A 26,284-nucleotide genomic window follows, 5' to 3' on the forward strand; every position below is an offset into this window, starting at 1 on the left:
CGGCCCCGCCCGGTGCAGGCCGAACCGGGGGGACACGCAGGCCCGGCGGCCGGACCGTGACACGGGTGGCGAGACGAGCGCCGGCAAGTCGAAGCATCGGTGCGGGGCTGCGCGCGCGGCCGGCGGACCGGGCGGGGAGGCCGCCCCGCCCGGGTTGTGCCGTCGGGTCAGTTGTCCTTCACCAGGGACGCGAGTGCCGCGTCCAGGAGTGCGGTTGCCTCCTGGGCCACCGGGCGCAGGGCCTCCAGGCCGGTGAAGGCGACCATCGTGTGCGGGTCGAGGGCCTGCACGAGGGTGTGGTCGCCTTCGCGACGGACGACCACATTGCACGGCAGCAGTAGGCCGATGGCCCGGTCGGCGGCGAGTGCGCGGTGCGCCAGCGGCGGGTTGCAGGCGCCGAGGATCAGATAGTCCTCCATCTCGTGGTCGAGCTTCGCCTTCAGCGTCGCGGTCACGTCGATCTCGGTGAGCACGCCGAAGCCCTGCGCGGCGAGTGCCTCGCGGACGGCCGCCACGGTGGTGGTGAAGTCGGAGTCCACGCGGACGGTGCGGTCGTAGGTCATTGCCGATCCTCTCGTTGCCTGTTTCCGCCGGACTTCCTCCGGCGTTTCACATACGGGTGGGGGTATCGGGTATCGGGTACCCTCGGGAGCAATATTACCCCTGGGGGTATTTTTCGAGGAGGATTCATGACGATCAGCCCGGACACCGGGACCGCACCCGCCGCAATCGGCTCGCCGGCCGCCCTCGGCCCGTTCGGACGTCTGGGGGTGTGGTCCGCGAGTCGCCTCCGCCTGGTCGCCCTCATGTGGTTCGCCGTGGTCGTCGGGCTGGGCGCCTTCGCGCCGCAGGTCACGTCGGCCCTCGCGGGAGCCGGCTGGCAGGCCAACGGCAGCGAGTCCGTACAGGTGCGCGACCTGGCCCAACGGCACTTCGGCGGGAATGCCTCCACCGCGCTGCAAGTCGTCGTCGGCGCGGACCGGCCGGTCGACGATCCCGCGGTGCGAACCGTGATCGAACGGGCCACCGCACTGCTGCGCTCGGACCCGCGCATCGGTGACGTGATACCCCCGCAGCCCGGCACCGGAATCAGCCCGGACGGTCGTACCGCGGTCCTCCTGGCCGGCGCCGGCGCCGACAGCAACGACATGGTGCGGGCCGCCGACGACCTCAAAGGGCCGCTGGCCGCCCTGTCCACCGACGGCGTCACGGTCGACGCCACCGGATCCTCGGTGATGTGGAGCGACTTCAACACCGCCAACCACGACGCCATGATGAAGTCCGAGATGTTGTCGTGGCCGGTGACCCTCGCGATCCTGGTCCTGGCGTTCGGCTCGCTTGTCGCGGCCGGCCTGCCGCTGCTCCTGACGATGGCGGGACTCGCGGCGTCCGCCGGGGCGCTGGTGCTGCTCAACCACCTGACACCGGTGTCGATCTGGGCGATGAACTTCGCGATGATGTTCGCCCTCGCGCTCGGCATCGACTACGCACTGTTCCTGGTCGTACGCTTCCGCGCCGCCCTGGCCGGACACGGCGACGCCCGGCGGGCCGTCGGCGAGACCATGGACACCGCCGGCAAGGCCGTGGCCCTCTCCGGCGCGACCGTCCTGGTGAGCCTCTCCGCCGTGATGCTGGTACCGGCGCCGGCGTTCCGCTCGATGGCGCTCGGGATCATGCTCGCGGTCGCCTTCGTCCTGGCCGCCACGCTCACGCTGCTGCCCGCGATCCTCGGACGGCTCGGCGACAGGGTCAACGCGGTCGCGCTGCCGTGGACCCGGCGGGCCGACAGCGCCGGATCACCGCGCTTCACGGCCTGGGGCGAGCGACTGTGGCGGCACCCGCTGCGCTATGGCGTACCCGCACTGGTGGTCCTGCTCGCACTCGCCGCACCGGTGATCGGGCTGCGCACCGCGATGCCCTCGATCTCCGTCGTTCCACCGGACTCGTCCGCACGTCAGGGCTACGTCGCCGTGCAACGCGCCTTCGGCCCCGGCGCACCCGGCATGGTGCAGATCCTCACGCCGACCGACCAGGCCGCGACCGTCGCGGCGGATGCGGCGACCGACCCGGGGATCGCCGCCGTACTGCCGCCGACCCCCGCGTCCGACGGGTCGAATCTGAGCCTGATCCAGGCCCTTCCCGGGGTCGACCCCTCCGACCCCGAACTCGCGGCCACCGTCGACCGCTTGCGTAGCGGGTTGGCGGACGACGCACTTGTCGGCGGCGCGGCGGTCGAAAACCTCGACCTGCAAGCCGCACTGGATGCCAAGACACCCCTGGTGATCGCCATCGTGATGGGCCTCGGCTTCCTACTGCTCGTCGTCGCCCTCCAAGCGCCCCTCGCGGCGCTGCTCGGCACCGTCACCAGCCTGCTGTCCACCGCCGCGGCCTTCGGCGTCGCGCGACTGATCTTCCAGGACGGCCACGGCGCCGGACTGCTCGGATTCGATCCACAGGGCTTCCTCGACGGCTGGGCACCGGTCTTCTTCTTCTCCATGATCTTCGCGATCGCCATGGACTACACGGTGTTCCTCCTGGCCTCGGCCAAGGAACAGGTCGAGAAGACCGGCGACCCTCGACGCGCCATGGTCGGCGCCCTCGCCCACTCGGGCCGCGTCGTCTTCGCCGCAGCGGCCGTCATGGTCGCCGTGTTCTTCACCTTCGCGCTGTCCGGACCGCTGCCGCCCAAGGAGATGGGCATCGTGCTGGGCGCGGCCGTACTGCTGGACGCCGCGCTGGTACGGCTGGTCCTCCTGCCGGTGCTGCTCCGGCTCTCCGGTCGGGCGGCGTGGTGGAGCCCGGCGTGGCTGCGCAAGGTCCTGCCGGACGTGCGCTTCTCGCACGACTGACCTCCCGCACTGCCGGGTCAAGATACCCCCCGGGGTACGATGTACGGGTGAATCGGTTGGGGAAGGAGTCCCGATGACGGTGGACGAAGAGGCGAGCCGCGCCGTCCTGAACCGGCTGCGCCGGGCCCAAGGACAACTCAACGCGGTCATCGCGATGGTCGAGGCGGGGCGCGACTGCAAGGACGTGGTCACCCAACTGGCCGCGGTTTCCAAGGCATTGGACCGCGCCGGGTTCAAGATCATCGCAAGTGGCATGCGCCAATGCCTGACCGAGAGCAACGGTGACGCGCCGCCGCTGAGCGAGGCCGAGTTGGAGAAACTCTTCCTGTCCCTCGCGTGAACCGGGCGCGTGGGAGCGCACAGCGCAGCGGATGTCGACACCCACGCGCTCGCCGGACGGATGAGCGGGCGGCCTTCACGAGGTACCCACGTTGCACGGTGAAGGCCGCCGGCGCGCCCCGAGCGGGGTCGCCTCCCACACCGGCGACCCCGCGGCCGGGGCGGCAGGAGCACACCCGAGTCGGAGTTCGCTCCGGGACGCGTCGGCTCCGTCAGGTGACGGCGAGGGCCGGCCTTCGGCCCCGGATCGCCCACGCGCGGGCGGTGAGCGGGATCGACCCGTCGGGCCGCGTGGGTACGGTCGCGCGAAGCGTGTCGCGCAACCGGTCCCGGCCGCTTGGAGCGAGGGCGGCGACGTAGCCGGGAGCGGGGCCCTGCCCGGCCAGGAACGGCTCCCACAGATCCGCGAAGTCGGCGAAGACGGTGGAGACGTCGATCGGGACGACAACCACGTCGACGAGCCCTGCCTTCGTCCACAGCGCGTGCAGGGGATCCGGTCGGCACACCGGGAACCGGCGGCCCTCGTCCAGCGCGGCAGCCGCCGGGTCGACCACGATCGCGGCGTCCCAGAACCGGCGCAGGAACGCCATGCCTTCGGCGTAGTCCCACACGTACGCGGCGACCAGCCCACCGGGCCGCACCACCCGGGCCGCCTCCGCCACCGCGGCATCCGGCGAGGGCAGAAAGTTCAGCACCAGCCCGCTGACGACCGCGTCGAACACCGCGTCGCCCAACGGCAGCGACCGCGCGTCGGCCACCACGAAGGAAGCCCGCGCGGGAGCGGCCTCCCGGGCCGAGACCACGAACCCTGTAGACCGTTCCAACCCCATCACCATCCGGGGCCGGCACCGGGCGGCCACCGTCGCCGTCAACGCTCCCGTACCGCAGCCCACATCCAGCCACCGCAGGCCACTCCCGCAACCCAGCCACGCCACGAACTCATCCGCAACCAGGCGGCTCCACCGACCCATGTACAGCTCGTAGGCATCGCCGGTGGCCCACGAGTCGAACCGTTGCTCCGTCATGCCCACACGATCCCCCGACCGGGCCCGACCCGGACCCGGACACGCCGGCACCCGCCCGGCATCGCCCATGGCCATGTGCCTGCGGGATCGGCCTGTCGGTGGGCGATGCGGCTGCCGGGCATCGTGGTGATGTCGGCGTGGCCGGGGGCGGGCCGCGCCTGATTCGAGGCGAAGCAATGGTGCGCGGGTCGGCGAAGTGACGTGTCGGGAACGAGACTTGGAGAAGCTGTACAGGCGATGCCCGGTCGAGCAGGGTGTGGCGGCCGGGAGGTGACGGCTCGCGGAGCGATCGGCTTTTTCAGGCGCGTCGGAAGGTGGCGGTGGGGCCGGGAGTCACCGGTCGCACCGCGGTACGAGTAGTCATGGACGGGAACGGCGTTGCCGATCCGGCTTCGGCCGGCGGGCGCTGTTCGGGGCGTCACGCGTTTCGGGGATTCGCCACTTTCGGCTGTTGCATGCTCGGGCAATCGCCGTGCTCGGGTGCTCCGAGGAACTGCTCGGCCCAGTTGCCGAGCTCCTCCAGGGCCGGCCGCAGGGCCTCCCCCGCAGGGGTGAGGCGGTAGGTGACGCGCAGTGGCGGGCCGGAGTCCACCTCGCGGCTCACCAGGCCGGCGTCGCCGAGCTCGGCGAGGCGGTCGGAGAGCATGCGCTCACTGATCCCGCTGACGGCGCGGCCCAGTTCGGCGAAGCGGCCCGGGCCGTTCATCAGGCTGGCAAGGATGACGCCGTTCCAGCGCTTGCCCAGCAGGGCGAAGACGCCTTCCACCGTGCCGCCCGCTCGTGCGCACTGCCCCGCGTCCCCGTGTTGCCCCTTTGTCATGCGGTCATGTTAGCGCCCACCATGCTTTGGCTGCGGAAAAGTAAGCTACTGTATTAAGGTAAGCAGCTTACGAAGCTGATGCCCGGTGCCTCGACGCGCCGGCTTCACCGCATCCGCGCGCCCATCCCGAGGAGTGCCTGCCATGGCCGTTCTGCTGCACATCGACTCGTCCCTGTTCCCGCTGGAGGGCTCCGGCTCCCGCCAACTCACCGCCGCCTTCCGCAGGGTCTGGGAAGAGGCACACCCGCAGGGCGGCGTCATATACCGGGACCTGGCCGCCGCCCCCGTCCCGCACCTGGACGCCGCCACCGTCACCGCCGAGTCCGTTCCCGCGCTGCGCGAGGAGCTCATCGCCGAATTCGAGAGGGCCGACGTCGTCCTGATCGGCGCTCCCATGTACAACTTCACGATCCCCTCGACCCTGAAGGCCTGGCTGGACCAGATCATCCTGGCGGGGCGGACCTTCGGCGAGGGCGTGGCGCCGTCCGGCAAGCGCGTCGTGGTCGCGGCCTCGCGCGGCGGCTCCTACCGCCCCGGCACGCCGCGGGCCGGCTTCGATTTCGACACCAACTACCTGGAGAAGGTGCTGGAAGGCGGGCTGGGCCTGGAGGTCGAAACCATCACGCGCGAACTGACGATGGCGCCCCGCAAACCCGCCATGGCCGAGCTGGTGCCGCTGGCCGAGGAATCCGCGCGGCAGTCGCTGGAGCGCGCCGCCGAGTCCGCGCGGCGACACGCCGCGCTCCTGGCCTGACCGCCGGGCCTGCACGAAGCGGGTGGGCCCGGGCAGTTGGCCGTCGTGTGCGGGGAAGAGCCGGCTTCGGCACCGGCCTGCCGACGGCATCGTCCACGGTTGCGGCGGCGTCCAGCTCGAACGCCTCAAGGCTCGGCATGGCCGAACGCGGCGTCGATCCGGCCGCCCGCGACCGATCCGGCGTCCGCCTCATCGGCTGCACCGGCTCGGCCCTGCCCGGGTCCGCCTGCCCATGGGCCCGCGACCACGTCGGGTTTCCTGTTGTTTTGCCGGCTCGGTGCGGATCCGGACTGCCCGGCTCCGACGGCAGCTCTGATGCCCCACACCGGGACCATCGCGGTGTCCGGGACGGCGCAGCGCGTGCCGCGCCGTCCCGGGAGCCGGTGAGGCGAGGGATCGCGGCTACTCCGCGTAGGGCTGGTCGGTTCCCTGGGCGCTGTAGCCCAGACTCCAGACGTAGCCGTCCGGGTCGGCGAAGGTGCCGCCGTAGCCGCCCCACGGCAGGGCACCGGCGGGGTTGAGGATCGTGGCGCCGGCCTTCCCGGCCTCCGCCATGATCTCGTCGACCCGTGCCTCACTGCGGACGACGTAGGTCAGAACCAGCCCGCTGAAGCCGCTGCCTTCCGGGTCCGTGCCCACCTGGCCGGCCAGACCCTCGCGAGCGTAGAAGCCGACCGGCGAAGCGCCGTCCGACTCGAAGAACACCGAGATGCCGTAGTCGTTCGCGATCTTCCAGCCGAGTCCCTCGGTGTAGAACTGCTTGGCCCGGTCCATGTCACGGACACCGAGGAGGATCGAGCTGACGTGCGCCTTCATGTCTTGCCCCTTGCGCCGTAGATGTATACCTGCCGGACATCCGGGCCGGGGCCCCGATGTGCGGTGGTTGCCATGACCATCACGCTAGGGGCTGGGTGGCGGGTGGGGCTTCTCGAATCCTGATCGGTCTTGGGACCCCGTCACGCACGCGTCCGCGCCGTCGGCTGTCCGCCTCGCCCTGGCGCTGGTCTCCCGGTACGCACTCCCGCCGTCGCCCGGCGCCGACCTGCCGACCGGGGGTGTTCAGCAGCGGGATCGAGCCTTGTCATCTCGGCACACGACCGATAGGACTGTCCGCGTGTCTGATCATCGGAACTTCGCACGCTCCGCCATGGCGGCATCCTCGGTCGTGATCGCTGCTTGTGCGGTTGCCGTGGCGATCAAGGTGGTGGAGACCGACTTCAGCCCTGCCCCGCCACCGCGCCTCATGGACCCCGGATCGGTGGAGCGGCGACTCGCCGATCAGCTCCAGGGTTACCGGGACACGCCGGTGACGAGAGTGAGTTGCCCCGCTTCCATCGTGGTCAAGGTGGGCAGCAAGTTCACCTGTCACTTCTGGGACGGGCGCATGGGGACGGTGCCGGTCACGATCTCGACCGACCAGGGCGACATCGACGTGGGCAACCCGACACGGTTCTGATCGCGGGGTACCGCCTCCCCGCCGACCGCCGCCCCTTTGCTCGCCACCCCCACCCCGAGGGCCTCGGCGCCGGCAAGGCTGAGCTTGAGTCCTTCGACCCCACCGAGCCGGCCTTCTCGTTCGGCTTCGGCGATGCGGGCGATGAAGGTAGTCGCGATTTCCTCGATGACGGATCCCGTTCGGGGACGCGGTCCGGCTGCGGCTCGGTGGAGCGGAAGCATGATGGTGGCCGGGTGCACGGTGTTCTCGGAACTGCCGGGGCAATACTCGTAGTCGGGTCGAGCGCCCACCGCCGATGCGGCCATCGACATCGACATCGACATCGGTCTCGTCGCTCGGGCGCAGGGCCACGACCTTGCCGGTCGACGACCCGGGCGCGTACTTGGAACGGAGCGTCGACCGGAGGTGTCGATCCCGCGGATGCTTCAGCGGCAGGCCGTGCGCGACGCAGGGCTCCCATACGACCTCCAACGTCCGAGGCGCGGCGTCGAGCGTGGCCGGGACGTGCAACTTCCCACCCTGTCGGGGCGGTTCCACGTCCTCGGGCCGCAGCACCACCCACACGTCCTCGGTGCCGCGTCGCCACTCGGCAGGCAACGCCCGTGTGGGGGCGATGCATCCGTCGCCCGGCTCGATCACGGCTCGGGGCGTCGTGGAAGATCGGATCTGGCCCGCCGAACAGGAGATGGTTGCGCTCCCACGCGCCCCGCCCTCCGCGCGAGGTCCGCTGCCGGGGGAACAGCCCCGGGGGCACTGCTTTTTGCGGGAGGCGGTACAACGCAGGTACAGACGCTGCCACGGTGCGCTCCCTGAGTCGAATCCGTGGCGTCGCACTCGAGAATCCCGGAGGCGGCCGGGCTCGGCGTCGGCGATTCGCACAGGATCGGAGATCGTTCTTCGTGCGCGGCGACGATCCCTCGGTTTCCGGCCACTGCCTACCGTGATCGTCCGCAGCGGCGCATGCCGCCGCGTTCCGAGGAGGTTTCCCGTGACGAGACGATCCGAATTGCCGGGTACGCCGCCGACAGGCCGCCGATGGGCACCGGGCGCCGGGTCGGGTGCGCTGCGCGGCACCGGGCACGCCGTGACCGGGTATTTCCCGGTTTCCGGGCGTTTCCCGGTCGCCGAGTGCTTCGCGTTCGCCGGGTGTTTCCCGGGAGGCGCGCGATGAGACGCGTCTCGCGTGGGGTCGTGGGGACCCTCGTCCTGGGTCTGCTCGCCGCCGGATGCGGTGGGAGCGATGGGGGCGCCGGCGGCGACGGCGATACGCTGACCGTCGGGGTCGTCGCCGATCCCGGTGGCCTGAATCCGCTCACCGCGCTGAACGCGAGCGCGTTCATGCTGAACCGCTTCTCCTACGACGGGCTGCTCAACATCCAGCCCGACGGGCGCATTGTCTCCGGCGTCGCCGAGAAGTGGACGTCCGATGCGACCACCGCGAGCTTCACCCTCAAGCGCGGCGTGACGTGCGACGACGGTACGCCGTTGACCGCCTCCGCGATCGCGGCACAGTACGCCTACATCGCCGAGCCGGCCAACGCGTCGCCCATGCTCGGCATGATCGTGCCCACCGGCCTCACCGTCTCCGCCGACGACGCCGCCGGTACCTTGACGTTCAAGACGCCGGAGCCCACTCCCTTCCTGCTGCGCAACGCCGCGACGCTGCAACTGGTGTGTCCCTCCGGCATGCGTGCGCAGGGCAGGCTGGACCAGGCCTCGGACGGCACCGGACCCTACCGGCTGACCGAGGCGGTACCGGGCGACCACTTCACCTTCACCAAGCGACAGGGCTACACCTGGGGCCCCGACGGCGTGGACAACGCCCGCACCCCGAACCGAGTGGTCTTCAAGGTGATCGGCAACGAGTCCACCCGGACCAATTTGCTCCTGGGCGGCCAGTTGGACGTCACGACGGTGGTCGGCCCCGATCGATCCCGGCTGGCCGCGGCCGGGATCGAGTCCACGGCCATGCAGGACCCGCTCGGCCAGTTGTTGTTCAACGAGGATCCGAACCGGGTCACCGCCGATCCGCAGGTGCGTCGGGCGCTGGTCACGGCGATCGACCTCCGGCAACTCGGCGCGGTCGCCACCGGCGGCAAGGGTGTGCGGCCGACCCGACTGGGCACCGCGATGTCCCCGCCCTGTCCGACCGACTCCGTCACCGCCAACCTGCCGACGCACGACGTGGACCGCGCCGCCGAGATGCTGAGCACTGCCGGGTGGAAGAAGTCCGGTGGGTACTGGACCAAGAACGGGCGGCAACTGTCCATCGCCGTGCCCTACCCGGGCCTGTCCGGTACCCAGGTCGTCGCGGCGGCCGAACTGGCGGTCAAGCAGTGGAAGTCGTTCGGCGTGAAGGTGACCCTCCAGCCGACCACACCGGCGACGAAGGTGTCCACACTGATGACCGGTGAGTGGGACGTGGCGTGGGCGCCACTGTCACTGAGCACACCCGACCAGATGCTCCCGTTCTACTCCGGGACCAAGCCGCCCGAGGGCCTCAACTTCGGTTCCGTGCAGAACCCGGAGTACGAGCGCCTGACCGCGCTCGCGATGGCCAAGCCGGACACCGCCGGCTGCGCCGAATGGACCGCGGCGGAGGAGGAGTTGATGAAGCGGATCGATGTGATCACCTTCGTGGACAGCAACGTCCCCTACTTCACCCGGGGCTACACGTTCGAGGTCGACGGCGGCGGTTTCCTGCCCACATCCCTGCACCGCACCGACGCGCGCTGACGCCCGTTCGGCGGCCGACCCGCGCGCACCTCACCCGCCCGCACCACCCGGGGCCGCCGACGTGTGCTCGCCCGCGGGCGCCCGGGCGGATGAGGGTGCGGAAACGGGGGTCGTCCGACCGGACGACCCCCGCGGCTCGCGACGCTCCCGTACCGCGGCCCGAAGCAGTCCCACCGGCCCGAATGGGATCACCCTTGGCCACTGCTTGTCATCGCGGCAACCGCACAAGCACGACGTTCGCCGACGCTGATTCCGGCTCGGGTCAGGCGCAGGGGGCACCAGGGTAGCCGGGGCCTCCGGGCGGGCCGGAAGGCTTCCAGGAGGAGATGACGTCGTTCATGGACGAGCCACCGATCGGCGTTGCCGCGAGGTTGGGGATACCGCTGTAGCCGGGTATCAGGATGCCGCGGCCCTGGTAGTTGTTGTGTTCGAAGAAGCAGATCGGCGTGGGGGTGGGATTCACGATGGACGAGATGGTGTCCTGATAGCCGGGGCCGACCCCTTTGAGAGCGTCGGACACGGTGGTCGGGACGAGGGTCACACAGTTCTGCTGGCCCGCGTCCCTGCAGACGGTGATTTTGGTTGGGGTGGCCATTGTCCCCGCGTTGCCACCGGAGGCGGCCGCGGTGCCGGTGACGGCGCCGATGATGCCAACCGTCAGTGCGAGACATGCGGTGGCGCTGAAGAGTGGGTTCTTGATGACGCGCATGAGGTGCCTACTCCTTGGGTTCGAGACCGCCCACCGGTGTACTTCCGACAGACGGTGGTCGGCCGACTGCGATCGCCCGGGCATATCCGGATCGTCGACTTCTAGACCGGGTACGCACCTCGGATGTGACAAGTCGGGGACGAGACAAGGCCGTTGCGGTTCGCGATCCGCAGGTGGACCATCTTGCGGTCGAGCGCGACGGCCCGTCGTCGGTCCCTTCTCGCGCCCGGTCGTCTCGAATGGAGAGGCACTCGCCGGGTGGCCTGCGCCGCCACTACCGCCTTGCGGCGCGAAGTCGCTCCCACGAAGCGGCAGTTCGGCATCGAGCGATCGGGGCGCCCCGGGCGGAGGTTGCCGGTCAGTCGGTTCGGTGTGACGGCCCGTAGAGGTCGTCGAGGCGGAGCGGTGCGGGCGGGGGCAGGGGCGGCGCGCCGTCCGTGGCCCGGCAGGACCGGAGGAAGTAGGCGAGCAGGCGGCGCGAGGCGGCCAGGGACACCTCCGGGGACTGTTGCACGACGCCGCTGTTCGCCAGGAGCAGGAGGGTGACGTCGCTGGGATCGAAGTCCTTGCGCAACTGCCCTGTGTTCTTCGCGCGTTGCACCAGCCTGGCGAGTCCCGCCTCGGTGCGGGCGCGCTCGCGACGAAGGTCGGGATCGTCGGGGGACTCGCCGAGGAACGCCGCGCTGAACCCGCGGTCCTCGGCCTGCATCCTGCACACCTTGGCGAGGGCGGAGCAGAAACCGCGCCAGGGATCGTCGTCCCGCAGGGCCTCGTCCAAGGCCCCGGAGCACTCGGTGAGCTGCTCGGAGAACGCCGCGGCGATCAGCGAGCCCCGGGTCGGGAAGTGCCGGTAGAGGGTGGCGGCGCCGACGCCGGCCCGGCGGGCGATGGTGCTGGAGGGTACGTCGGTGCCGTTGAGGGCGTATGCCTCGCGGGCGGCCCGGAGGAGCCGGGCGCGGTTGTGCCGGGCGTCGGCTCGCTGCTCCCGGACGGCGGTCTCGGCGGCGGGCGAGGACTGGTTTCGAGACGGCTGAACAGGCATGTCTCTCACTTAACCACAAATGGAAGAGGTCGTCCGTTTAGCGGGTTAGCGTGATCCGGTGCCGCGACATCGAGGTCACCGAGGTCACCGAGGATGTCCGAGCCTCGTTGTCCGGCAGCCACTTCCCCTTCTTTCATGCGCGACAAGACGCGACGAGGAGACATCATGCGTGCAGTGGAGATCACCGAATTCGGTGGCCCGGAGAACCTCAAGCCGGTCGACCGACCGGACCCGACCGCCGAGCCGGGCCATGCCGTATTGGCGGTGGCAGCGGCCGGGGTCGGCTTCTTCGATGTCCTGCTACGGCAGGGTGCCAAGCCCGATGTCGGCACCGGCGCCGTACCCGGGCTGGAGGTGGCCGGCACGGTCGTCGAGGTCGGTTCGGGGGACGACGCCGGGTGGGTGGGACGCCGGGTCTTCGCGACGACCGGACACGGCGGCGGCTACAGCGACCGCGCCATGGTGCCCGTCGAGTCTCTCGTGGAACTGCCGGAGGACGTCTCGTTCCATGACGCGGTAGCGCTCGGGGTGAATTCCCTGGTCGCCGCGGCAAGCGTGGAAAGGGCCGACGTCAAGGCGGGCGAGCGGGTGCTCGTCCGCGGCGCCGGTGGCGGGATCGGCGTGCTCACCACCCAACTCGCGGCCGCTCGGGGTGCGACGGTGATCGCCTCCGTTCCCGACCGGTCCGTTGCGCAGCGGCTGTACGACCTGGGGGCCGCGGAAGTCGTGGGCGTGGACGCGGTCGACCCGGGCCCGGACGGCCGCTATGACGCCGTCATCGACATCGTCGCCGGTTCCGACGTGGCCGACTTCATTCCCCTGCTGCGCCCGAACGGCAGGTACGTGATCAGTGGTGTCGTCGCGGGTGCCCCCACTCCCGACTTCGGCATGGCGCTGTTCGCGAACTTCCAGCAGTCCTGGACCATTTCGGCCCTCAGTCTCTCCAGTGCGCCGTCGAAGACCGCCGCCGAGACCTTCGCACTCGTCTTCGCCGACGTGCGCGAAGGCCGACTGGAGCCGGTGCTGCACGGCACCTTCCCGCTGGACGAAGCCGCGGCCGCGCACACTCTGCTGGAGTCCCGCGCCGTCTTCGGCAAGATCGTTCTGACCGTCTGATTCGGCGGAACGATCAGTGTTCGTGTCGGGTCACCAGCGCACCGGGAGGGCCTGCAGCTTGAGCACCCGCAGGCCCTCCGACCACACCAACTCCTCGACCGGAACGGCCAGGTCGAGGTCCGGCAGACGACGCAGCACGGCCTCGAACGCGACCCGCAGTTCGAGCCGGGCAAGGTGCACGCCCAGGCAGTGGTGCGGCCCGTGGCCGAACGCGATGTGGCTGGGCGGGTCGACGCGGGTGATGTCGAAGGTGTCCGGGTCGACGAACCGGGCCGGGTCGTGGTTGGCGGCGCCGAACGGCGCGATGGCCCCCTCGTGCGGCTTGACCCGGACGCCGCCGAGCTCGATCTCGGCGGTGGCGATGCGCGGGGTACCCCCGGAGCCGGGCGGCACGTACCGCAGGATCTCCTCGACGGCGGCGTCCAGGCGCTCGGGCTCGGCACGCAGCAGGGCGAGTTGTTCGGGGTGGGTGAGCAGCATGTAGAGGCCGCGGGTGAACACGGTGGCGGTGGTCTCGTGGCCGGCGGAGATCAAAGCCCGGACGAGTTGTACGAGTTCGTGCTCGCTCAGCCGGTCGTCCTGGTCGCGGGCGCTGACCAGGGCGTCCAGGAGGTCGCCCGCATCCCCGTCGTCGCCCGTGCCGTCGGCCCCGCCGGCGCTTCGCCGTGCCGCGATCAACGTGCCCACGTAGTCGACGTACTCGCGTTGCGCCGCGAGCATCTCGTCGCGCGTCCAGCGGGTGAGCGACAGCCCCATCTCGGTCCAGCGCCGGAAGTCGGCCGCGTCGTCGTCCGGAATGCCGAGCAGTTCGGAGATGATCCGGATGGGCAGCGGGAGCGCGAATCCCTCGTACAGGTCGCCGGTCCGCCCCGGGTCGGCAACGAAGTCGTCGAGGAGCCGCTCGGCGACCGCCCGAACCCGCGGCTCCCACGTACGGATTCGGCGCGGTGTGAAGGCGCCCTGCACGATCCGCCGGATCCGCCGGCGAACGGGAAGTGCAGTGTGGCGTCGTCGAGTTCCATCCCTACCCCCGTAAATTTCCAGAACACGTTCTCATTTCCTACCGCACCGAGCGCAGCCGCGCTCGAGGCCCGTCCCCGTCGGCGCCCGCATCCGCATCCGCGGGAGGCTCCTCCCGTCCGCCCTTCACCACGGTGATCGCAGGCGTACTCCGCACGCCGAGGCGGGGGACCGTGCGACTCCCGGGTGGCCAACGGTGCCGACACAAGTCCATGCAATACACAGGGTGACGCATATTCACCGTATAGTGACCGACAGTCGTCACTCGTGACCGTGTGCCGTGCGCCGACGACGCCTGCGGGGAGGCTCGCCGACCGACCGGCGTCCTCCCGGAGCGGCGCCGGCCTCGGCTGATCGTTGCCCAATGGTGGGCGCCGCCCCGGTGGACCGCAGCGTTGATACAAGAATGGAGCAGCCGATGGGGATCGTCGTCCGCAGGCTCTCGGCGGTGGTCGCCGCCGCGTTGCTCGCCACGTTGTCGAGCGGTTGTTCCGACAGCGGTGGAGGGTCGTCGTCTTCGAAGTCCTCCGCTCCGGGTACAGGCACGGCGTCCGCGGGTGCGGCCACGGTCACCACCCGATCGGGTTCACTGGGCAAGATCCTGGTCGACTCCACCGGCCGAACCCTCTACCTGTTCGAAGCCGACACCTCGGGTACGTCGACCTGTTCCGGCGACTGCGCCGTCGCGTGGCCGCCACTGCTCGCACCCGGACAACCAACCGCGGGCGGGGACGCCAAGGCCGACCTGCTCGGCATCACGACGCGGGGCGACGGCGGTCGGGAGGTCACCTACAACGGCCACCCTCTGTACCTCTACCAAGGTGACCGGCAACCCGGCGACACCAACGGCCAGGGGCTCGATCAGTTCGGCGCCAAGTGGTACGTCCTGGGCCCGGACGGAAACAAGGTGACCACCTCCCCGAAGAGCACCAACAGCAGCGGCGGCGGCTACTGACCGTGCGGCGTCCGAGAGTCGCGGTGCCGAGGGTACGCGCGGGCCCCGGCCCAGGTCAGCGGTGGAGCGTGAGCCGGTCGTCGGGCTCCGCTCGCACCTCGGTCCCGAACGGGTGGCCGGCCCGGGTCAGTGTTGCCGCGAGCCACTCGACGTCGACGCGCGCGGCCCGCCGCAGACGCATCTTGACGGCACGCAGCGGCGCCATGCGCAGGCCGACCAGCTCTCCCGTGTCGCTTGCCACGGTGGCGAAGTACAGGAGCCGCAGGTCGTCGCGGTAGGACTCGTAGCCGCGGATGCCCTCATAGTCGTCGACGCAGTCGCCGCAGCCGTACAGGATCAGCTTGTTCCGGTACACGTGGATCGCTCGCGGGTGGTGCGAGGAGTGGCCGTGCACGACGTCGACGCCGCCGTCGATCAGCCGGCGCGCGTATCGGGTCTGCGCGGGCTCGATGTCGTGGCCCCAATTCGAGCCCCAGTGCAGGGACGTGACCACGACGTCGCCCGGGCGTTTCACCCGCCCCACCCGTTCGAGGAGTTCCGCGACGTCCCGCTCCGATCCCTCGTGCGTGAAGTCGACGCCGGAGCGGTTCGCGGTCGCGGCCCAACCGGGCGGCACCCCGCTGGACGGCATGCCCTGGGCGAAGAGCACCACCCGCCCGTCCTCCCCGACGGGCACCACCGCGGCACGCCGGGCCTCCTCCAGGTCGCTTCCCGCGCCGGCGGTGCGCAGCCCGGCCCCGTGCAGCGCGTCGAGGGTGTCCGCCAGACCCGTGCGGCCGAAGTCGAGGACGTGGTTGTTCGCCAGGACGCACACGTCCGGCCGGACCGCCTCCAGGCACGGGATGTTGTCGGGGTGCATCCGGTAGTGCACGGCCTTGAACGGCTCGAAGTCGTCGCAGGTGGTGATGCCGGTCTCCAGGTTCACGACCCGGACGTCGGGCGCCTCGGCATCGAGGACGTCCAGCGCATCGCCCCAGGGCCAACGGAATCCCACCGGTCGCGGAATCGACCCGTTGGCCTCCTCTGCCAATCGCACGTACTCGCCCGCGTCACGGACGAAGCCCTCGCGCAGCGACGGATCCCCCGGGTGGGGAAGAATCCCGTCGATGCCGCGGCCCAGCATCACGTCTCCGCACAGACACAGCGTCACGTGGCGATTCCTCATGCTTCCAGGGTTCCACCACCGGGCAAGCCGTCCCGGGACCACCACCGCCGCGCAAGCCGTCCTGGGACCATCACCGCGCAAGCCGCCCCGGGTCCATCGCCGAATACGGCGTCGCACCGGCTGCCCGAGACGACGGCGGGGAACTGCTCCATCGGTCGATCGGCCGCAACCGTGCCCGACATTGATAGTTGATTCAGTGGCGCACCTATGTTTCCCTGGGGCGACCGCCGAGCCGGGCTCGCCGGTCGCCCCGGGCGCAGACAGGGAGAGACGCCGTGGAAGATTCGATTCGCGCGTGGCTGGAAAAGCACATGGGCCGCGTCACGAGGCTGGAGCGCCAGGCCAGGTGGCGGCCCGTGTGGTTCGCCGACGTCGACAGCGGCGCCGAGTCGCGCGCCCTGTGCGTGCGTGGCGACCGTACCGACTACCCGGGCATCTTTCCGCTGGAGCACGAGATGCTCGTCCAGCGACTGCTCCACGACCGAGGCGTGCGCGTCGCCGCGGTGCACGGGTGGATCGACCAACCCCGGGCGTACGTGATGGACCGGGTGCCGGGTCGGTCCGATTTCGCCGAGTGCACCCCGCAACAGCGTGACGCGGTGATGGACGACTACATCGACATCCTCGCGGACCTGCACGCGCTCGACGTGCGGCCGTTCGAGGCGGCCGGTGTGCGGCGCGACGGCATGGATGCCTACGAGCGCTGGTACCGCTCGTCGAAGAAGCGGCCCGATCCCTTCCTGGAGTACTGCCTGGCCTGGCTGAGGCGTCATCCGCTGGACACCCGCGGCCGGGACTCGGTCATCGTCTGGGACTCCGGCCAGTTCCACCAGGACGGGCAGCGGGTCACGGCGGTACTCGACCTCGAACTGGCCCATCTCGGCGACCCGTTGATGGATCTCGCGGCCATGCGCATGCGCGACACCGTGATCGGCTACGGCGACTTCCGCCGACTGTACGCGAGGTACGAGGAGCGCTCGGGGACTGCGGTGGACCTGGAGGCGCTCCAGCACCACCATTTCGCGTTCACCCTGTCGAACCAACTCGCCTTCCACCACGCGCTCGCCGACCCGCCGCCCGGCTCGGACTACATGACCAACCTGCAGTGGTGCCACGAGACCAATCTGTTCGCGGTCGAGGCATTGGCGGACCACCTCGGAATCGCACTGGAGCCGGTCGCCCTGCCCGAGCCGCAGGTGTCGCCGGCCGCGGTGCCCGGCCGCCACCTGGTCGAGTCGCTGCGCTCCGGCGACTACGAACAGCGCCGCCTGTTCCGCCTGGCCCGACACATCCGGCGTGTCGACGAGATCGGACGCGAGTGCGACGAGGCGAACCTCGACGACCTCGCCGCCGTCCTGGGGCACCGCCCCGGGACCTGGCAGGAGGGAGACGCCGCCCTGGAGGCGTTCGTTCTCGCCGACGACGGCAGGTCCGACCACGCCCTCGTCCGACTCTTCCACCGCCGCCTGTGGCGCGCCCACCAGACACTCGGCCCCGCCGGCTCGGCAATGGCCACACACCACCCTCTCCAGCCGTGGTGACGCGGTCGCCCAAGCGGCACGATCCCGCTCGTTCCCTGCCCGTCCCCGCCCCCTTTCCTCGGAGGAATTCGCCATCATGAACGACCGCGAGAAGCGCGCCCGCACCGTCGCCGACTTCTGGAAGGGCGTCGACACCCACGACTGGGACCTCGTGGCCTCCACGCTCGCCGACGACTTCGTGCGCGTGGGCATGCGCGACAACGAGGAGGACACCTGCCGCGGGAAGGACGCCTACACGGCGTTCGTGTCCGGGGTGATCGGCCGCACGCAGACGCACGAACTGCGCTCCCGTTTCACGTTCCTGAGCGAGGACGGCCGCCACGCGTTCAACGAGGCCGTCGAGATCATCACCTACGCGCCGGGCGAGGAACCTCTCGCGATGCGCTTCGCGAACCACCTCGAACTCGACGACGACGGCCTGATCAGCAGGCTCGACATCTTCTGGAAGACCCCGCCGGTCATGCCGCCGGACTGGATCACCGTCGACTCCGTCATCGGCGAGCGCAAGGCCGACGCGTGAGCACCGCCGCGGCGGGGATTCCGCGGGAGAACGCACCGCCCCTGGGGCCGTCGTCGGCCGGGCTCGACGGGCGCGTCGCCGTCGTCACCGGAGCCGCCCGCGGCATCGGCGCCGCGACCGCGGTCGCGCTCGCGCGGTTCGGGGCGGACGTGGCGATCCGCGACCGTGACGTCGCGGGAATGGAGCGGACCGCCGACGAGGTGCGGGCGGCCGGACGGCGGGTGCTGGTTCGTGAAACGGACGTGCGGGACGGCGCCGGCGTCGAACACTTCCTCACCGACAGCCGGGACGCGCTCGGCCCCCCGGACACCCTGGTCAACAACGCCGGCGGCGGGTTCTGGGCGCCGTTCCAGGACGTCACGGCCAAGGGCCAGGGGGCGCTGGTCGACGAGAACTTCACCTCCGCCACGCACGTCGTGCGCCACGGCGTGCCGCTGATGAACGACGGCGGCTCCATCGTCAACGGCACCACCGTGGAGGCGTTCCGGGCCGCCCCCGGCTTCGCCGTCTACGCGGCGATGAAGGCGGCGGTGGAACAGCTCACCCGATCCCTGGCCCTGGAACTGTCGCAACGCCGAATCCGGGTGAACTGCGTTGCCCCGGACGCGATTCCCACGCCCGGTGACGCCGGCCTCGGCGCGACCGTGCCGCACGACGGCGGCGAGGACTACGAGGCGTACGCGGCGAAGGTGCCGCTCGGATTCGGGACGACCGACGACTGCGCGGCGGCGATCGTCTTCCTCGCGAGCGACATGTCCCGGTTCATCACCGGGACGACGCTGCACGTCGACGGCGGGTCGCCGGCCGCGTCCGGCTGGACGCGCCGTGCGAACGGAACGTTCATGCTCTGACGCCGGATCAACCGTCCGCCATGGCGGACAGCGCCTGGGCCAGCCGTTCCAGCAACAGCGGGAGCACATCTCGGTCGGCGGGGCTCCAGGGCGCGGCCGCCTCGCCCAACAGCCGTGCCCACGCCTGCCAGATGTCGCGCAGCGTGGACGCTCCCGAGGCGGTGAGTTCCAAGGTGGCCGCGCGTGCGTCCCGAGGGTCGGGTGTGCGTTCGACCAGGCCGGCGGCGACCAGGTCGGTCACCTGTCGGCTGAGCGTCGTGCGACCCATTCCCATCTGGTCCGCCAGGTCGCTGAGACGGATCGGCTGGAAGTCCCCGATCCGGGTCAGCGCCAGCACCAGGTGGGTGGGCACGTCGACCCGTGCCTCCCGGCCGACCCGTTCCAGCAGACGTTCGTCCCGGGCCGCCCGCACCAGGTCACGCAGCGGCGGAACGAGCGCGGCCAGCCAGGTCGCCTCGCCGATGTCCGGTGGCGTCTCGGGCCCCGGAGCGGTGTTCCCGTCGTCGATCATCCGTGCCCTGTTCCGTGCGGTCTCCTACGGCCGCGACCATCGTAGCGATGTGGTTGCGCCATGAACGCAACTTGATCGGCGGAGCGCCCGTGCCGCCGCACGCGACCACCGAAGCCCGCCCGACCCGTTTTCCGGAGGACCGAATGACACACCGGCAACCGAGGATCGGCGAAGCCGACGGCACCGACACCCTGACGACGAGGACATCGGCGGCAACTGCGGCTTCTCCCTCGCCCCGCTCAAGGCCCGGGACGCCGACTACACGCGCCGGATGACGGCCAAGGTCGAGGGCATGGCCCTGCCGGCACTGGAGAACGGCATCGACTGGAGCTGGGAGACCGCCGTAGGCTGATTGGTGGTGGCCAGTGCGTGCGGGCGCGTCCGACGCACGGATCCGGGCCGCGCGCAGCCTGTGGATCGCCTGTTCGGCCCCGGTGAAAGCGCGGTGAAAGGACATCGATGACTCAGCCGTCGAAGGCCGCGTCCTCGCGCGGTCGTGGCCGTCCGCCGCGACTGTCCCGCGAGAAGATCGTCGATGCCGCCGTGGCACTGGTGTACGAGGATCCGGGCATGCCGCTGACGGTCAAGCGGGTCGCGGAAGCCGCCGACTCGGCGCCGATGGCGCTGTACCGGTACTTCCCCGACCAGGACGACCTGCTCCACGCGGTGGCCGACCGGGTGGCGTCCGACATGCGGTTCGACAAGCCGACGGGCGCGACCTGGCAGGAGCGGTTGCGCGGCTGGATGTTGCTGAGCATGGAACACCTGCGGCCCTATCCACAGTTGCTGCCGTACATCGCCTCCACCCGCCAACCGAGCTGGCTGCCGTCCTTCGCACTGCTGACCGAGATGCTGCGGCCGTTGCGACTGGGCGACGAGGATCTGGCCATGGCCATCGCTCTCATCGGCACGACCATCATGGGCCAGGCGACCCTGGCCGCCTCGCGCGTCCCCGCGGCCGAGATGTCCGCCGTCCTGCGGGAGGCGCTCGGCGAGGCGGATGCGGTGGAGCAGGCCGAGGTGGGTCCGGTGGTCGACGCGCTGCCCGGTGCCTTCGATCGCCTCTATGACGTTGTCATCGACATCACCATCGCGGCGGTCGAGTCCCTCGCCGAAGACACCTCCGGGACGAGCCCCACGCCGAAGCGCGTCCGTACGGCGCCGACGAACCCGATATTCAGCAGTGCTTCGTCGGCGTAGCCCATCGGGCGGTTCGTCGTGGGTTCGCGGCATCGAATGCGCCGGCGCTCGGCGGGTCCATGGTGGGAGCGTCGTGCTCAGCCCGCGAGTCCCGGCGTCTGGGGGAGGGCCTGCTCGGCCCAGATCGTCTTGCCGGATTGCCGGTATCGGCTGCCCCAGCGCTGGGTGAGTTGGGCGACCAGGAACAACCCGCGGCCACCTTCGTCGGTGTTGCGGGCCCGGCGGAGGCGGGGTTGGGTGTTGCTGCCGTCGGAGACTTCACAGACGAGGACGTTGCCGCGGATCAGCCGCAGGGAGACGGCGCCGTCGCCGCCGTAGCGCAGGGCGTTGGTGACCAGTTCGCTGACGACCAGTTCGGTGGTGAAGGCGAGTTCGTCCAGTCCCCATGTGGCGAGTTGTCGCACCGCCAGGTCGCGGGCCTGCCCGACACAGGCGAGGTCGTCGGGCAACTCCCATACGGTGCTGTCCTGGTCGGTCAGCGGGCTCACGCGGGCCAGCAGCAGGGTGGCGTCGTCCTCGCGTGGCTCGTGTGCCGGTGCGTCGAGCAGGTCGCGGGCGACCTGGTCCAAGTCCCGGTGCACGGCGTCGACTTGCTCGATCCGGTCGAGCAGCCTGCGCATGCCGCCGTCGAGGTCGTGGTCGGGGCCGGTGACCAGGCCGTCGCTGTACAGCACCAGGACGCTTCCCGGCTCCAGGGCGATGTCGGTGAGCTCGAACGGCATGCCGCCGACGCCGAGCGGCGGCCCGGGCTCCAGTTCGACGTACCGCGCGTGTCCGTCGGGGCCGACGACAACGGGTGGCAGGTGCCCGGCGGAGGCCATCCGGCAATGGCCGGAGACCGGATCGTACTCCGCGTACAGGCAGGTCGCCCCCGCGATCGCCGCCGAGCCTCCCGGGTCGCCGGGGAGGCGCAGGATCAGGTCGTCGACATGGGTCAGCAGCTCGTCCGGCGGCAGATCCAAATCGGCGAGGGCCTGTACGGCGGTGCGCAGGCGTCCCATCGTGCCGCTCGCCGCGAGGCCGTGGCCCACCACGTCGCCGACGACGAGGGCCAGCCGTAGGGAGGACAGCGGGATCGCGTCGTACCAGTCGCCGCCGACGCCCGCCGCGGACGCGGTCGGCAGGTATGCGCCGAACGTCTCGGCGGCCGGCGCACCGGTGCTCGCCCCGGCCAGGAGGCTGTGTTGAAGGGCCAGCGCGACGCGGCGTTCACGGGTGTATCGGCGCGCGTTGTCCACGCTCAGGGCGGCGCGCGAGGCGACCTCCTCCAAAAGTCGGGCGTCGTCCTCGTCGAAGGCATCCGGGCGCTCGGTGCGCCACAACTGCACCGCGCCGAGCATGTGGCCGCGGGCGAACAGCGGTACCGCCAGGATGCTGTGACCGCCCGCAGGCACGATTCGGCGGAGCAGGTCGGGATCCTGCCGCGATCCGACGACCAGCTGCGGGGTCAGCAACGTTGCCCCGCGTTCGAGGGTCAGGGCCTCCGGCCTGCCCGGCGGGACCGGGGGTTCCTGGCCGACCTGCACAAGATCGGCCGGCCACTCCGCGCCGCCCCGTGCGACCGCAGCCCGGACCGCGGGCGTGTAGCCGGTCGCCGGATCCCGCACGGGCTCGTCGCCGTTCAGGACGGCCCGGGCCAGGTCCACGGCGGCCAGGTCCGCCCAGCGTGGCACGAGCAGGTCGACCAGTTGCTGCGCGGTCTCCGTGACGTCCAAGGACGCGCCGATGGTCGCTGCCGCTTCGTGCACGATGGCCGCTCGTGACTCGGCGCGCACCTGGTCGGTCACGTCGTAGAGAGTCATCAGAAGCCCGCGCGGAGGAGCGTCGCGCGGGGGGATGCGAAAGATCGCGATCCGCAGATACCGCGTGCCGTCGCTCGGCGTATGGGCGGCGAGCGGTTGTCGGCCGACGACCGGGGCATCGGCCGTCAGCGCGTGCCGGAGCTGCGCCCCGGCATCGTCGACACCGAGGGCGGCCAGCAGGGTGTCCGCGTGGGTGCCGACCCGGACCGGAGCGTGGCGAAAGAGTGCCGCGCCGGCGTTCGCGGCGATCACCCGCAGATCGGCGTCCAGGACCACCAGCCCGATCGAGTCCTGGATGAACAAGGAGGCGGTCAGCTGCTCCGCCCACTCGGGGGGCAGCCCGAGCCCCGCGACGAGCCGGTGCTGTTCGTACATGCTCGGACCGCTTTCAGTACCCCGGAAACCGGCGGGTGCTCTCCAGTATCTCCCTCCGTGGCCCGAACGAGCAGGTGCAGCCGATCCGCCGCGCGGCGGATACGCGCTCGGGGCGGCGGGCCGAGGGGCTCGGAACGGCATGGCCCGGGGCCGCCCGCCCCGAGGCGGTCGCGGACGGCACGACCGGTGAGTGGACGGATCGATGTCGGACGTCTGCATCGGATCGGTACGCTGACGACATGCCCGCCCCCACGCGCCGTTCCGCCGATTCCGCAGGCCGCTCCTCGGCCCCGGACCTTCGTGCCCAGCAGAAGCGATATACCCGGCAACGACTGATCGAGGCCGCAGCCGGTCTGTTCGAGGCGAAGGGCTACGAGGCCACGACCGTCGACGACATCGTCGCCGAGGCGGGAGCCGCCCGGGCCACGTTCTACCTGCACTTCACCGGGAAGGGCGACATCGTCGCCGAGCTGGCCGACCGTATCTGGGCGGACACGGCCGCGATGTTCGCCGCGTTCGGCGAACTGCCCGACTGGTCGCACGCGAGCATCCGGGCGTGGTTGAGCGCGTACGTCACGCGGGGCGAGGAGAACCGGCAGGCGCTGCGGATCTTCGCCGAGCAATTGCCGCACGCATTGCGCAACCAACACCAGGATCACGTCAAGGAGTTCGTCGCCCTGCTCACCCGGCCGCCCGAGCGCTGGGCACACTTCTCCAAGCCGGAGGCCAAGCGGCGCGCCTACCTGCTGATCACGCAGTTGGAGACGTTCATGCCCTCGTGGATGGCGGGCCGCTGGAGTCGTGAACGCTCGGCCATCCTGGACACGCTGACCACCGTCTGGCGCAACACCCTGGAGGCCGACAACGATCCCCGCGCAGACGTCGATCGGGCGACCGCACGCGGGTGACCCACGCCGGTCGCCGGCCGACGTCCCGCCCCGGGCTCCCGACGCCGCATGCCCGGCAAGTTATGTGTAGCCTGTACGCAAAACCAAAAGACGAAACGGGATCGGCATTTTACGACGTCATCATGGCTATGATAACCATCATGTGAACGGGGCTGCACCGGCTCTCGACCGAGCCAAGGCCCCCAGCGAACGAGGAGTTTCGGCATGCCCGCACCCGAGGACGATCCCGTATCGCGGCGAATCACCCACGTGGAACTGCTGCACCGTCCCGGCGAGCGCGCGCAGGCCCGGCGGCTGCTCGAACTGCTGGGGTGTCGTGTCCTGGACCGGGGAGGTCACTTCTTCAGCGCCTTCGTCGAACCCGGGGTGACCGACTACCGGAGCAACGTCCTGTACGCGTCCGAGGTGACCCCCCAGCAGTGGGCCTTCGAACAACAACTGGACGCCGAGGCCGCCGACGGGCCGCTCGCCCGAGCACGGTCGGCCTGGAGCACGCACATGCGGGCGCATCCCCAGTACACGTACCACTTCGGGTTGCGGCTGCCGTCCGAGCAGGCACTGGACGCGGCCTTGGCGCACATCGAGGCGGCCGGTCGCGAGGGCGGCGAACTCGCGGGCCGGGTCGAGGTGGTGGCGGTATTCCGCCCCGGTGATCCCGGCGCCGCGACCGACACGATGGTCCAGGCGTTCGTCCGCACCGACGTCGTGGCATGCGGCCTGGTCGGCCTCGGGCAACACATCGAACTGCAATGGCACCTGCCCTCGACCACCTGACCCCCGCGACCGCTTCGATCGTGGCCACCGCCACTCGAAGGCATCGACCGGGCGCGACCTCGCAGGCAAGGTCGCGCAGGTGATCGAAGGCGTCAACGCGTATGGCGGCCGGCGCCCGGAGGGGTCGGATCGGCGTATCGCTCCCGAAGGTCTCGCTTGAGGACCTTGCCGCTCGGGTTCTTGGGCAACGACCGGGTCGGCACGACGGTTTTCGGAACCTTGAACCCGGCCAGAGTCGACGCGCAGTGTTCGATCAGCTCCTCGCCGGTGACGGTGGCGCCCGGACGCAGGACGACGGCCGCAGTCACCGCCTCCACCCAGTACGGGTGCGGCACGCCGAAGACGGCGGCCTCGACCACGTCGGGATGCATGTGCAGGACTTCCTCGACCTCGCGGCTGGAGACGTTCTCGCCGCCGGTGTTGACCATGTCCTTCTTGCGGTCGACGACGTACAGGTAGCCGTCCTCGTCGAAGCGGCCCAGGTCGCCGCTGTGGAACCAGCCGCCGCGAAAGGCCTGGGCGGTGCGCTCGGGGTCGTTCCAGTAGCCGTACATGGTGTGCGGGCCGCGGTGGACGATCTCGCCCACCCGACCGGCCGGCACGGGGTTGTCGTCCTCGTCGACGACGCGGGTCTCCACGTTGAGTCCGGGGCGCCCCGCGGAACCGGCTCTGCGTCGTTGGTCGGCCGGGCCCAGTACGGTCGCCACCGGGGACATCTCGGTCTGGCCGTAGAAGTTGTACAGCCCCAACTCCGGCAGCCGACGCCCGAGTTCGGCCAGCACCTCGACCGGCATGGCGGCCGCCCCGTAGTAGCCCTTGCGCAGGGAGGAAAGGTCGCGGCGGGCGAAGTCGGGGTGGCGCAGCAGGGATATCCATACCGTGGGCGGGGCGAAGAACTTGGTGGCGCGCTCGCGCTCGATCGTCTCCAGCACCCGGCCGGGCTCCGGTCCCGGCAGGACGATCGAGGTGGCACCGAGGTGGACGTTCGGCGTGAGGAAGCAGTGCAACTGCGCACAGTGGTAGAGCGGCAACGCGTGGATCTCGACGTCGTCGCGGGACATGCCGCCGTCCACGATCGCGCTCGTGTACTGCGCCGTCAGGTTGCGAGTGGTCATGACGGCACCCTTGGGCCGTGACTCGGTTCCCGAGGTGTACATGATCTGCACGGGATCGTCGTCGTCGATCCGCGCCTCGAACGCGTCGCCCCGTTCCTTGCCGAGGCTGTCCAGCCGGACCCAGCCGTGGTGGTCCGTGTCGCCGATCACCACCCGCAACGGTGCGATGGGCGTGGCGAGTTGCAGCGCCTCGCGCGCGGTGTTCAGCACGTCGTCGCCGGCGATCATGCCGACCGCCCCCGAGTGTTCGAGCACGTAGGCGACCTCTGCGGCGGTGAGCATGAAGTTCACCGGTACCGAGACGGCGCCCACGCGGGCGAGGGCGAAGTAGGCCACGACGAAGCCGTGGCTGTTGCGGGACAGGACTACCACCCGGTCGCCCTTGGTGATGCCTCGGCGGGCGAGTGCACCGGCCGTGCGGCGCACCTGGGCGTCGAGTTCGGCATACGTCTGGCGCAACGCCCCCGCGACCACAGCGGTCTTGTCCGGGTCGCGGGCGGCGCTGCGCGCGAGCAGATCGGCGATGCCGTGGCGGCGCGCCCGCGTCACGTCGGCGGGCAGAGGGCGCTCGATGGTCATGACAGTGCTCCGGTCGAGGATTCGGGTGGTTGCGGCGGCCGCGTCGTCACCTCGCGGTTCGCCGCCGCGAGGTGACGGTGGGGGAGCGGACCGCGTTCGCCCCGGGAAGGGGCGGGAGGGGC

The 26,284-nt window shown here is 70.7% G+C and carries 24 protein-coding genes; 13 read left to right on the plus strand and 11 right to left on the minus strand.

The annotated features are described in order from the left end of the window. Positions 1-167 precede the first annotated feature (167 nt). The gene (locus ACH4U8_RS13900) at positions 168-563 is read right to left on the minus strand and encodes a DUF302 domain-containing protein (protein ID WP_395777889.1); all 396 of its coding nucleotides are present in this window, start codon (positions 561-563) and stop codon (positions 168-170) included. 126 nt (positions 564-689) lie between these two features. On the opposite strand from ACH4U8_RS13900, the gene ACH4U8_RS13905 reads away from it, so the two are divergent. Further along, the gene (locus ACH4U8_RS13905) at positions 690-2,849 is read left to right on the plus strand and encodes an MMPL family transporter (protein WP_395777891.1); all 2,160 of its coding nucleotides are present in this window, start codon (positions 690-692) and stop codon (positions 2,847-2,849) included. Between the two features lie 73 nt (positions 2,850-2,922). Continuing rightward, positions 2,923-3,189 (plus strand): metal-sensitive transcriptional regulator, encoded by a 267-nt coding sequence (locus ACH4U8_RS13910; protein ID WP_360310029.1) that lies wholly within the window; start codon positions 2,923-2,925, stop codon positions 3,187-3,189. Between the two features lie 211 nt (positions 3,190-3,400). On the opposite strand, the gene ACH4U8_RS13915 is transcribed toward ACH4U8_RS13910, so the two are convergent. Together ACH4U8_RS13915 and ACH4U8_RS13920 are read right to left on the minus strand one after the other, a co-directional pair. Further along, positions 3,401-4,213 (minus strand): class I SAM-dependent methyltransferase, encoded by an 813-nt coding sequence (locus tag ACH4U8_RS13915; RefSeq protein ID WP_395777893.1) that lies wholly within the window; start codon positions 4,211-4,213, stop codon positions 3,401-3,403. Positions 4,214-4,631: 418 nt separating this feature from the next. Further along, positions 4,632-5,033 (minus strand): winged helix-turn-helix transcriptional regulator, encoded by a 402-nt coding sequence (locus ACH4U8_RS13920; RefSeq protein WP_395777895.1) that lies wholly within the window; start codon positions 5,031-5,033, stop codon positions 4,632-4,634. Between the two features lie 142 nt (positions 5,034-5,175). Between ACH4U8_RS13920 and ACH4U8_RS13925 the strand changes: the two genes are divergently transcribed. Next, positions 5,176-5,787 (plus strand): FMN-dependent NADH-azoreductase, encoded by a 612-nt coding sequence (locus tag ACH4U8_RS13925; RefSeq protein WP_395777897.1) that lies wholly within the window; start codon positions 5,176-5,178, stop codon positions 5,785-5,787. A 402-nt stretch (positions 5,788-6,189) separates the two neighbouring features. On the opposite strand, the gene ACH4U8_RS13930 is transcribed toward ACH4U8_RS13925, so the two are convergent. Beyond that, positions 6,190-6,603: a VOC family protein gene (locus ACH4U8_RS13930; protein WP_360310037.1), complete on the minus strand. Its 414-nt coding sequence runs from the start codon at positions 6,601-6,603 to the stop codon at positions 6,190-6,192. Positions 6,604-6,901: 298 nt separating this feature from the next. On the opposite strand from ACH4U8_RS13930, the gene ACH4U8_RS13935 reads away from it, so the two are divergent. Next, a complete protein-coding gene (locus ACH4U8_RS13935; RefSeq protein WP_395777899.1) occupies positions 6,902-7,243 on the plus strand; it encodes a DUF4333 domain-containing protein in 342 nt (113 codons plus the stop codon). Between the two features lie 1,191 nt (positions 7,244-8,434). Beyond that, positions 8,435-9,979, plus strand: coding sequence for an ABC transporter substrate-binding protein (locus ACH4U8_RS13940; RefSeq protein WP_360310041.1), 1,545 nt, complete (start codon positions 8,435-8,437; stop codon positions 9,977-9,979). A gap of 262 nt (positions 9,980-10,241) precedes the next feature. On the opposite strand, the gene ACH4U8_RS13945 is transcribed toward ACH4U8_RS13940, so the two are convergent. Both ACH4U8_RS13945 and ACH4U8_RS13950 read right to left on the minus strand, forming a co-directional pair. Then, positions 10,242-10,688, minus strand: coding sequence for a hypothetical protein (locus tag ACH4U8_RS13945; protein WP_360310043.1), 447 nt, complete (start codon positions 10,686-10,688; stop codon positions 10,242-10,244). A gap of 358 nt (positions 10,689-11,046) precedes the next feature. Continuing rightward, positions 11,047-11,730, minus strand: a complete 684-nt coding sequence (locus ACH4U8_RS13950) for a TetR/AcrR family transcriptional regulator (RefSeq protein WP_379991926.1) — start codon at positions 11,728-11,730, stop codon at positions 11,047-11,049. Positions 11,731-11,895: 165 nt separating this feature from the next. On the opposite strand from ACH4U8_RS13950, the gene ACH4U8_RS13955 reads away from it, so the two are divergent. Next, on the plus strand, positions 11,896-12,846 hold the full coding sequence (locus tag ACH4U8_RS13955) for a zinc-binding dehydrogenase (RefSeq protein WP_360310047.1): 951 nt from the start codon (positions 11,896-11,898) through the stop codon (positions 12,844-12,846). 30 nt (positions 12,847-12,876) lie between these two features. Here the strand turns inward: ACH4U8_RS13955 and ACH4U8_RS13960 are convergent, their stop codons facing one another. Next, entirely contained in the window at positions 12,877-13,812 is a 936-nt protein-coding gene (locus ACH4U8_RS13960) for a cytochrome P450 (RefSeq protein WP_395777901.1), read from the minus strand. A 472-nt stretch (positions 13,813-14,284) separates the two neighbouring features. On the opposite strand from ACH4U8_RS13960, the gene ACH4U8_RS13965 reads away from it, so the two are divergent. Further along, a complete protein-coding gene (locus ACH4U8_RS13965; RefSeq protein ID WP_360310051.1) occupies positions 14,285-14,821 on the plus strand; it encodes a hypothetical protein in 537 nt (178 codons plus the stop codon). A gap of 55 nt (positions 14,822-14,876) precedes the next feature. On the opposite strand, the gene ACH4U8_RS13970 is transcribed toward ACH4U8_RS13965, so the two are convergent. Further along, positions 14,877-15,986 (minus strand): CapA family protein, encoded by a 1,110-nt coding sequence (locus tag ACH4U8_RS13970; protein WP_395777903.1) that lies wholly within the window; start codon positions 15,984-15,986, stop codon positions 14,877-14,879. 275 nt (positions 15,987-16,261) lie between these two features. Between ACH4U8_RS13970 and ACH4U8_RS13975 the strand changes: the two genes are divergently transcribed. The 3 genes from ACH4U8_RS13975 to ACH4U8_RS13985 all read left to right on the plus strand — a co-directional run bounded on the left by ACH4U8_RS13975 (position 16,262) and on the right by ACH4U8_RS13985 (position 18,898). After that, the gene (locus ACH4U8_RS13975) at positions 16,262-17,527 is read left to right on the plus strand and encodes a phosphotransferase family protein (RefSeq protein ID WP_395777905.1); all 1,266 of its coding nucleotides are present in this window, start codon (positions 16,262-16,264) and stop codon (positions 17,525-17,527) included. 76 nt (positions 17,528-17,603) lie between these two features. Next, positions 17,604-18,047: a nuclear transport factor 2 family protein gene (locus tag ACH4U8_RS13980; RefSeq protein ID WP_360310057.1), complete on the plus strand. Its 444-nt coding sequence runs from the start codon at positions 17,604-17,606 to the stop codon at positions 18,045-18,047. Then, positions 18,044-18,898 (plus strand): SDR family NAD(P)-dependent oxidoreductase, encoded by an 855-nt coding sequence (locus tag ACH4U8_RS13985; protein WP_395777907.1) that lies wholly within the window; start codon positions 18,044-18,046, stop codon positions 18,896-18,898. The genes ACH4U8_RS13980 and ACH4U8_RS13985 overlap by 4 nt, the downstream gene beginning before the upstream one ends. Positions 18,899-18,905: 7 nt before the next feature. Here ACH4U8_RS13985 and ACH4U8_RS13990 read toward each other — a convergent pair whose 3' ends face one another. Then, positions 18,906-19,409, minus strand: coding sequence for a MarR family transcriptional regulator (locus ACH4U8_RS13990; RefSeq protein ID WP_360310059.1), 504 nt, complete (start codon positions 19,407-19,409; stop codon positions 18,906-18,908). A gap of 459 nt (positions 19,410-19,868) precedes the next feature. On the opposite strand from ACH4U8_RS13990, the gene ACH4U8_RS13995 reads away from it, so the two are divergent. Beyond that, positions 19,869-20,609, plus strand: coding sequence for a TetR/AcrR family transcriptional regulator (locus tag ACH4U8_RS13995; RefSeq protein ID WP_395777909.1), 741 nt, complete (start codon positions 19,869-19,871; stop codon positions 20,607-20,609). 77 nt (positions 20,610-20,686) lie between these two features. Here the strand turns inward: ACH4U8_RS13995 and ACH4U8_RS14000 are convergent, their stop codons facing one another. Next, positions 20,687-22,786, minus strand: coding sequence for a SpoIIE family protein phosphatase (locus tag ACH4U8_RS14000; RefSeq protein ID WP_395777911.1), 2,100 nt, complete (start codon positions 22,784-22,786; stop codon positions 20,687-20,689). A 239-nt stretch (positions 22,787-23,025) separates the two neighbouring features. Between ACH4U8_RS14000 and ACH4U8_RS14005 the strand changes: the two genes are divergently transcribed. Both ACH4U8_RS14005 and ACH4U8_RS14010 read left to right on the plus strand, forming a co-directional pair. Further along, positions 23,026-23,694: a helix-turn-helix domain-containing protein gene (locus ACH4U8_RS14005; protein WP_360310065.1), complete on the plus strand. Its 669-nt coding sequence runs from the start codon at positions 23,026-23,028 to the stop codon at positions 23,692-23,694. 204 nt (positions 23,695-23,898) lie between these two features. Beyond that, positions 23,899-24,468, plus strand: coding sequence for a hypothetical protein (locus ACH4U8_RS14010; RefSeq protein WP_360310067.1), 570 nt, complete (start codon positions 23,899-23,901; stop codon positions 24,466-24,468). Between the two features lie 92 nt (positions 24,469-24,560). Here ACH4U8_RS14010 and ACH4U8_RS14015 read toward each other — a convergent pair whose 3' ends face one another. Next, a complete protein-coding gene (locus tag ACH4U8_RS14015; protein WP_395777913.1) occupies positions 24,561-26,162 on the minus strand; it encodes a fatty acyl-CoA synthetase in 1,602 nt (533 codons plus the stop codon). Between the last annotated feature and the right edge of the window lie 122 nt (positions 26,163-26,284).

It is taken from the genome of Embleya sp. NPDC020886 (assembly GCF_044333915.1).
Taxonomy (GTDB): Bacteria; Actinomycetota; Actinomycetes; order Streptomycetales; family Streptomycetaceae; genus Embleya.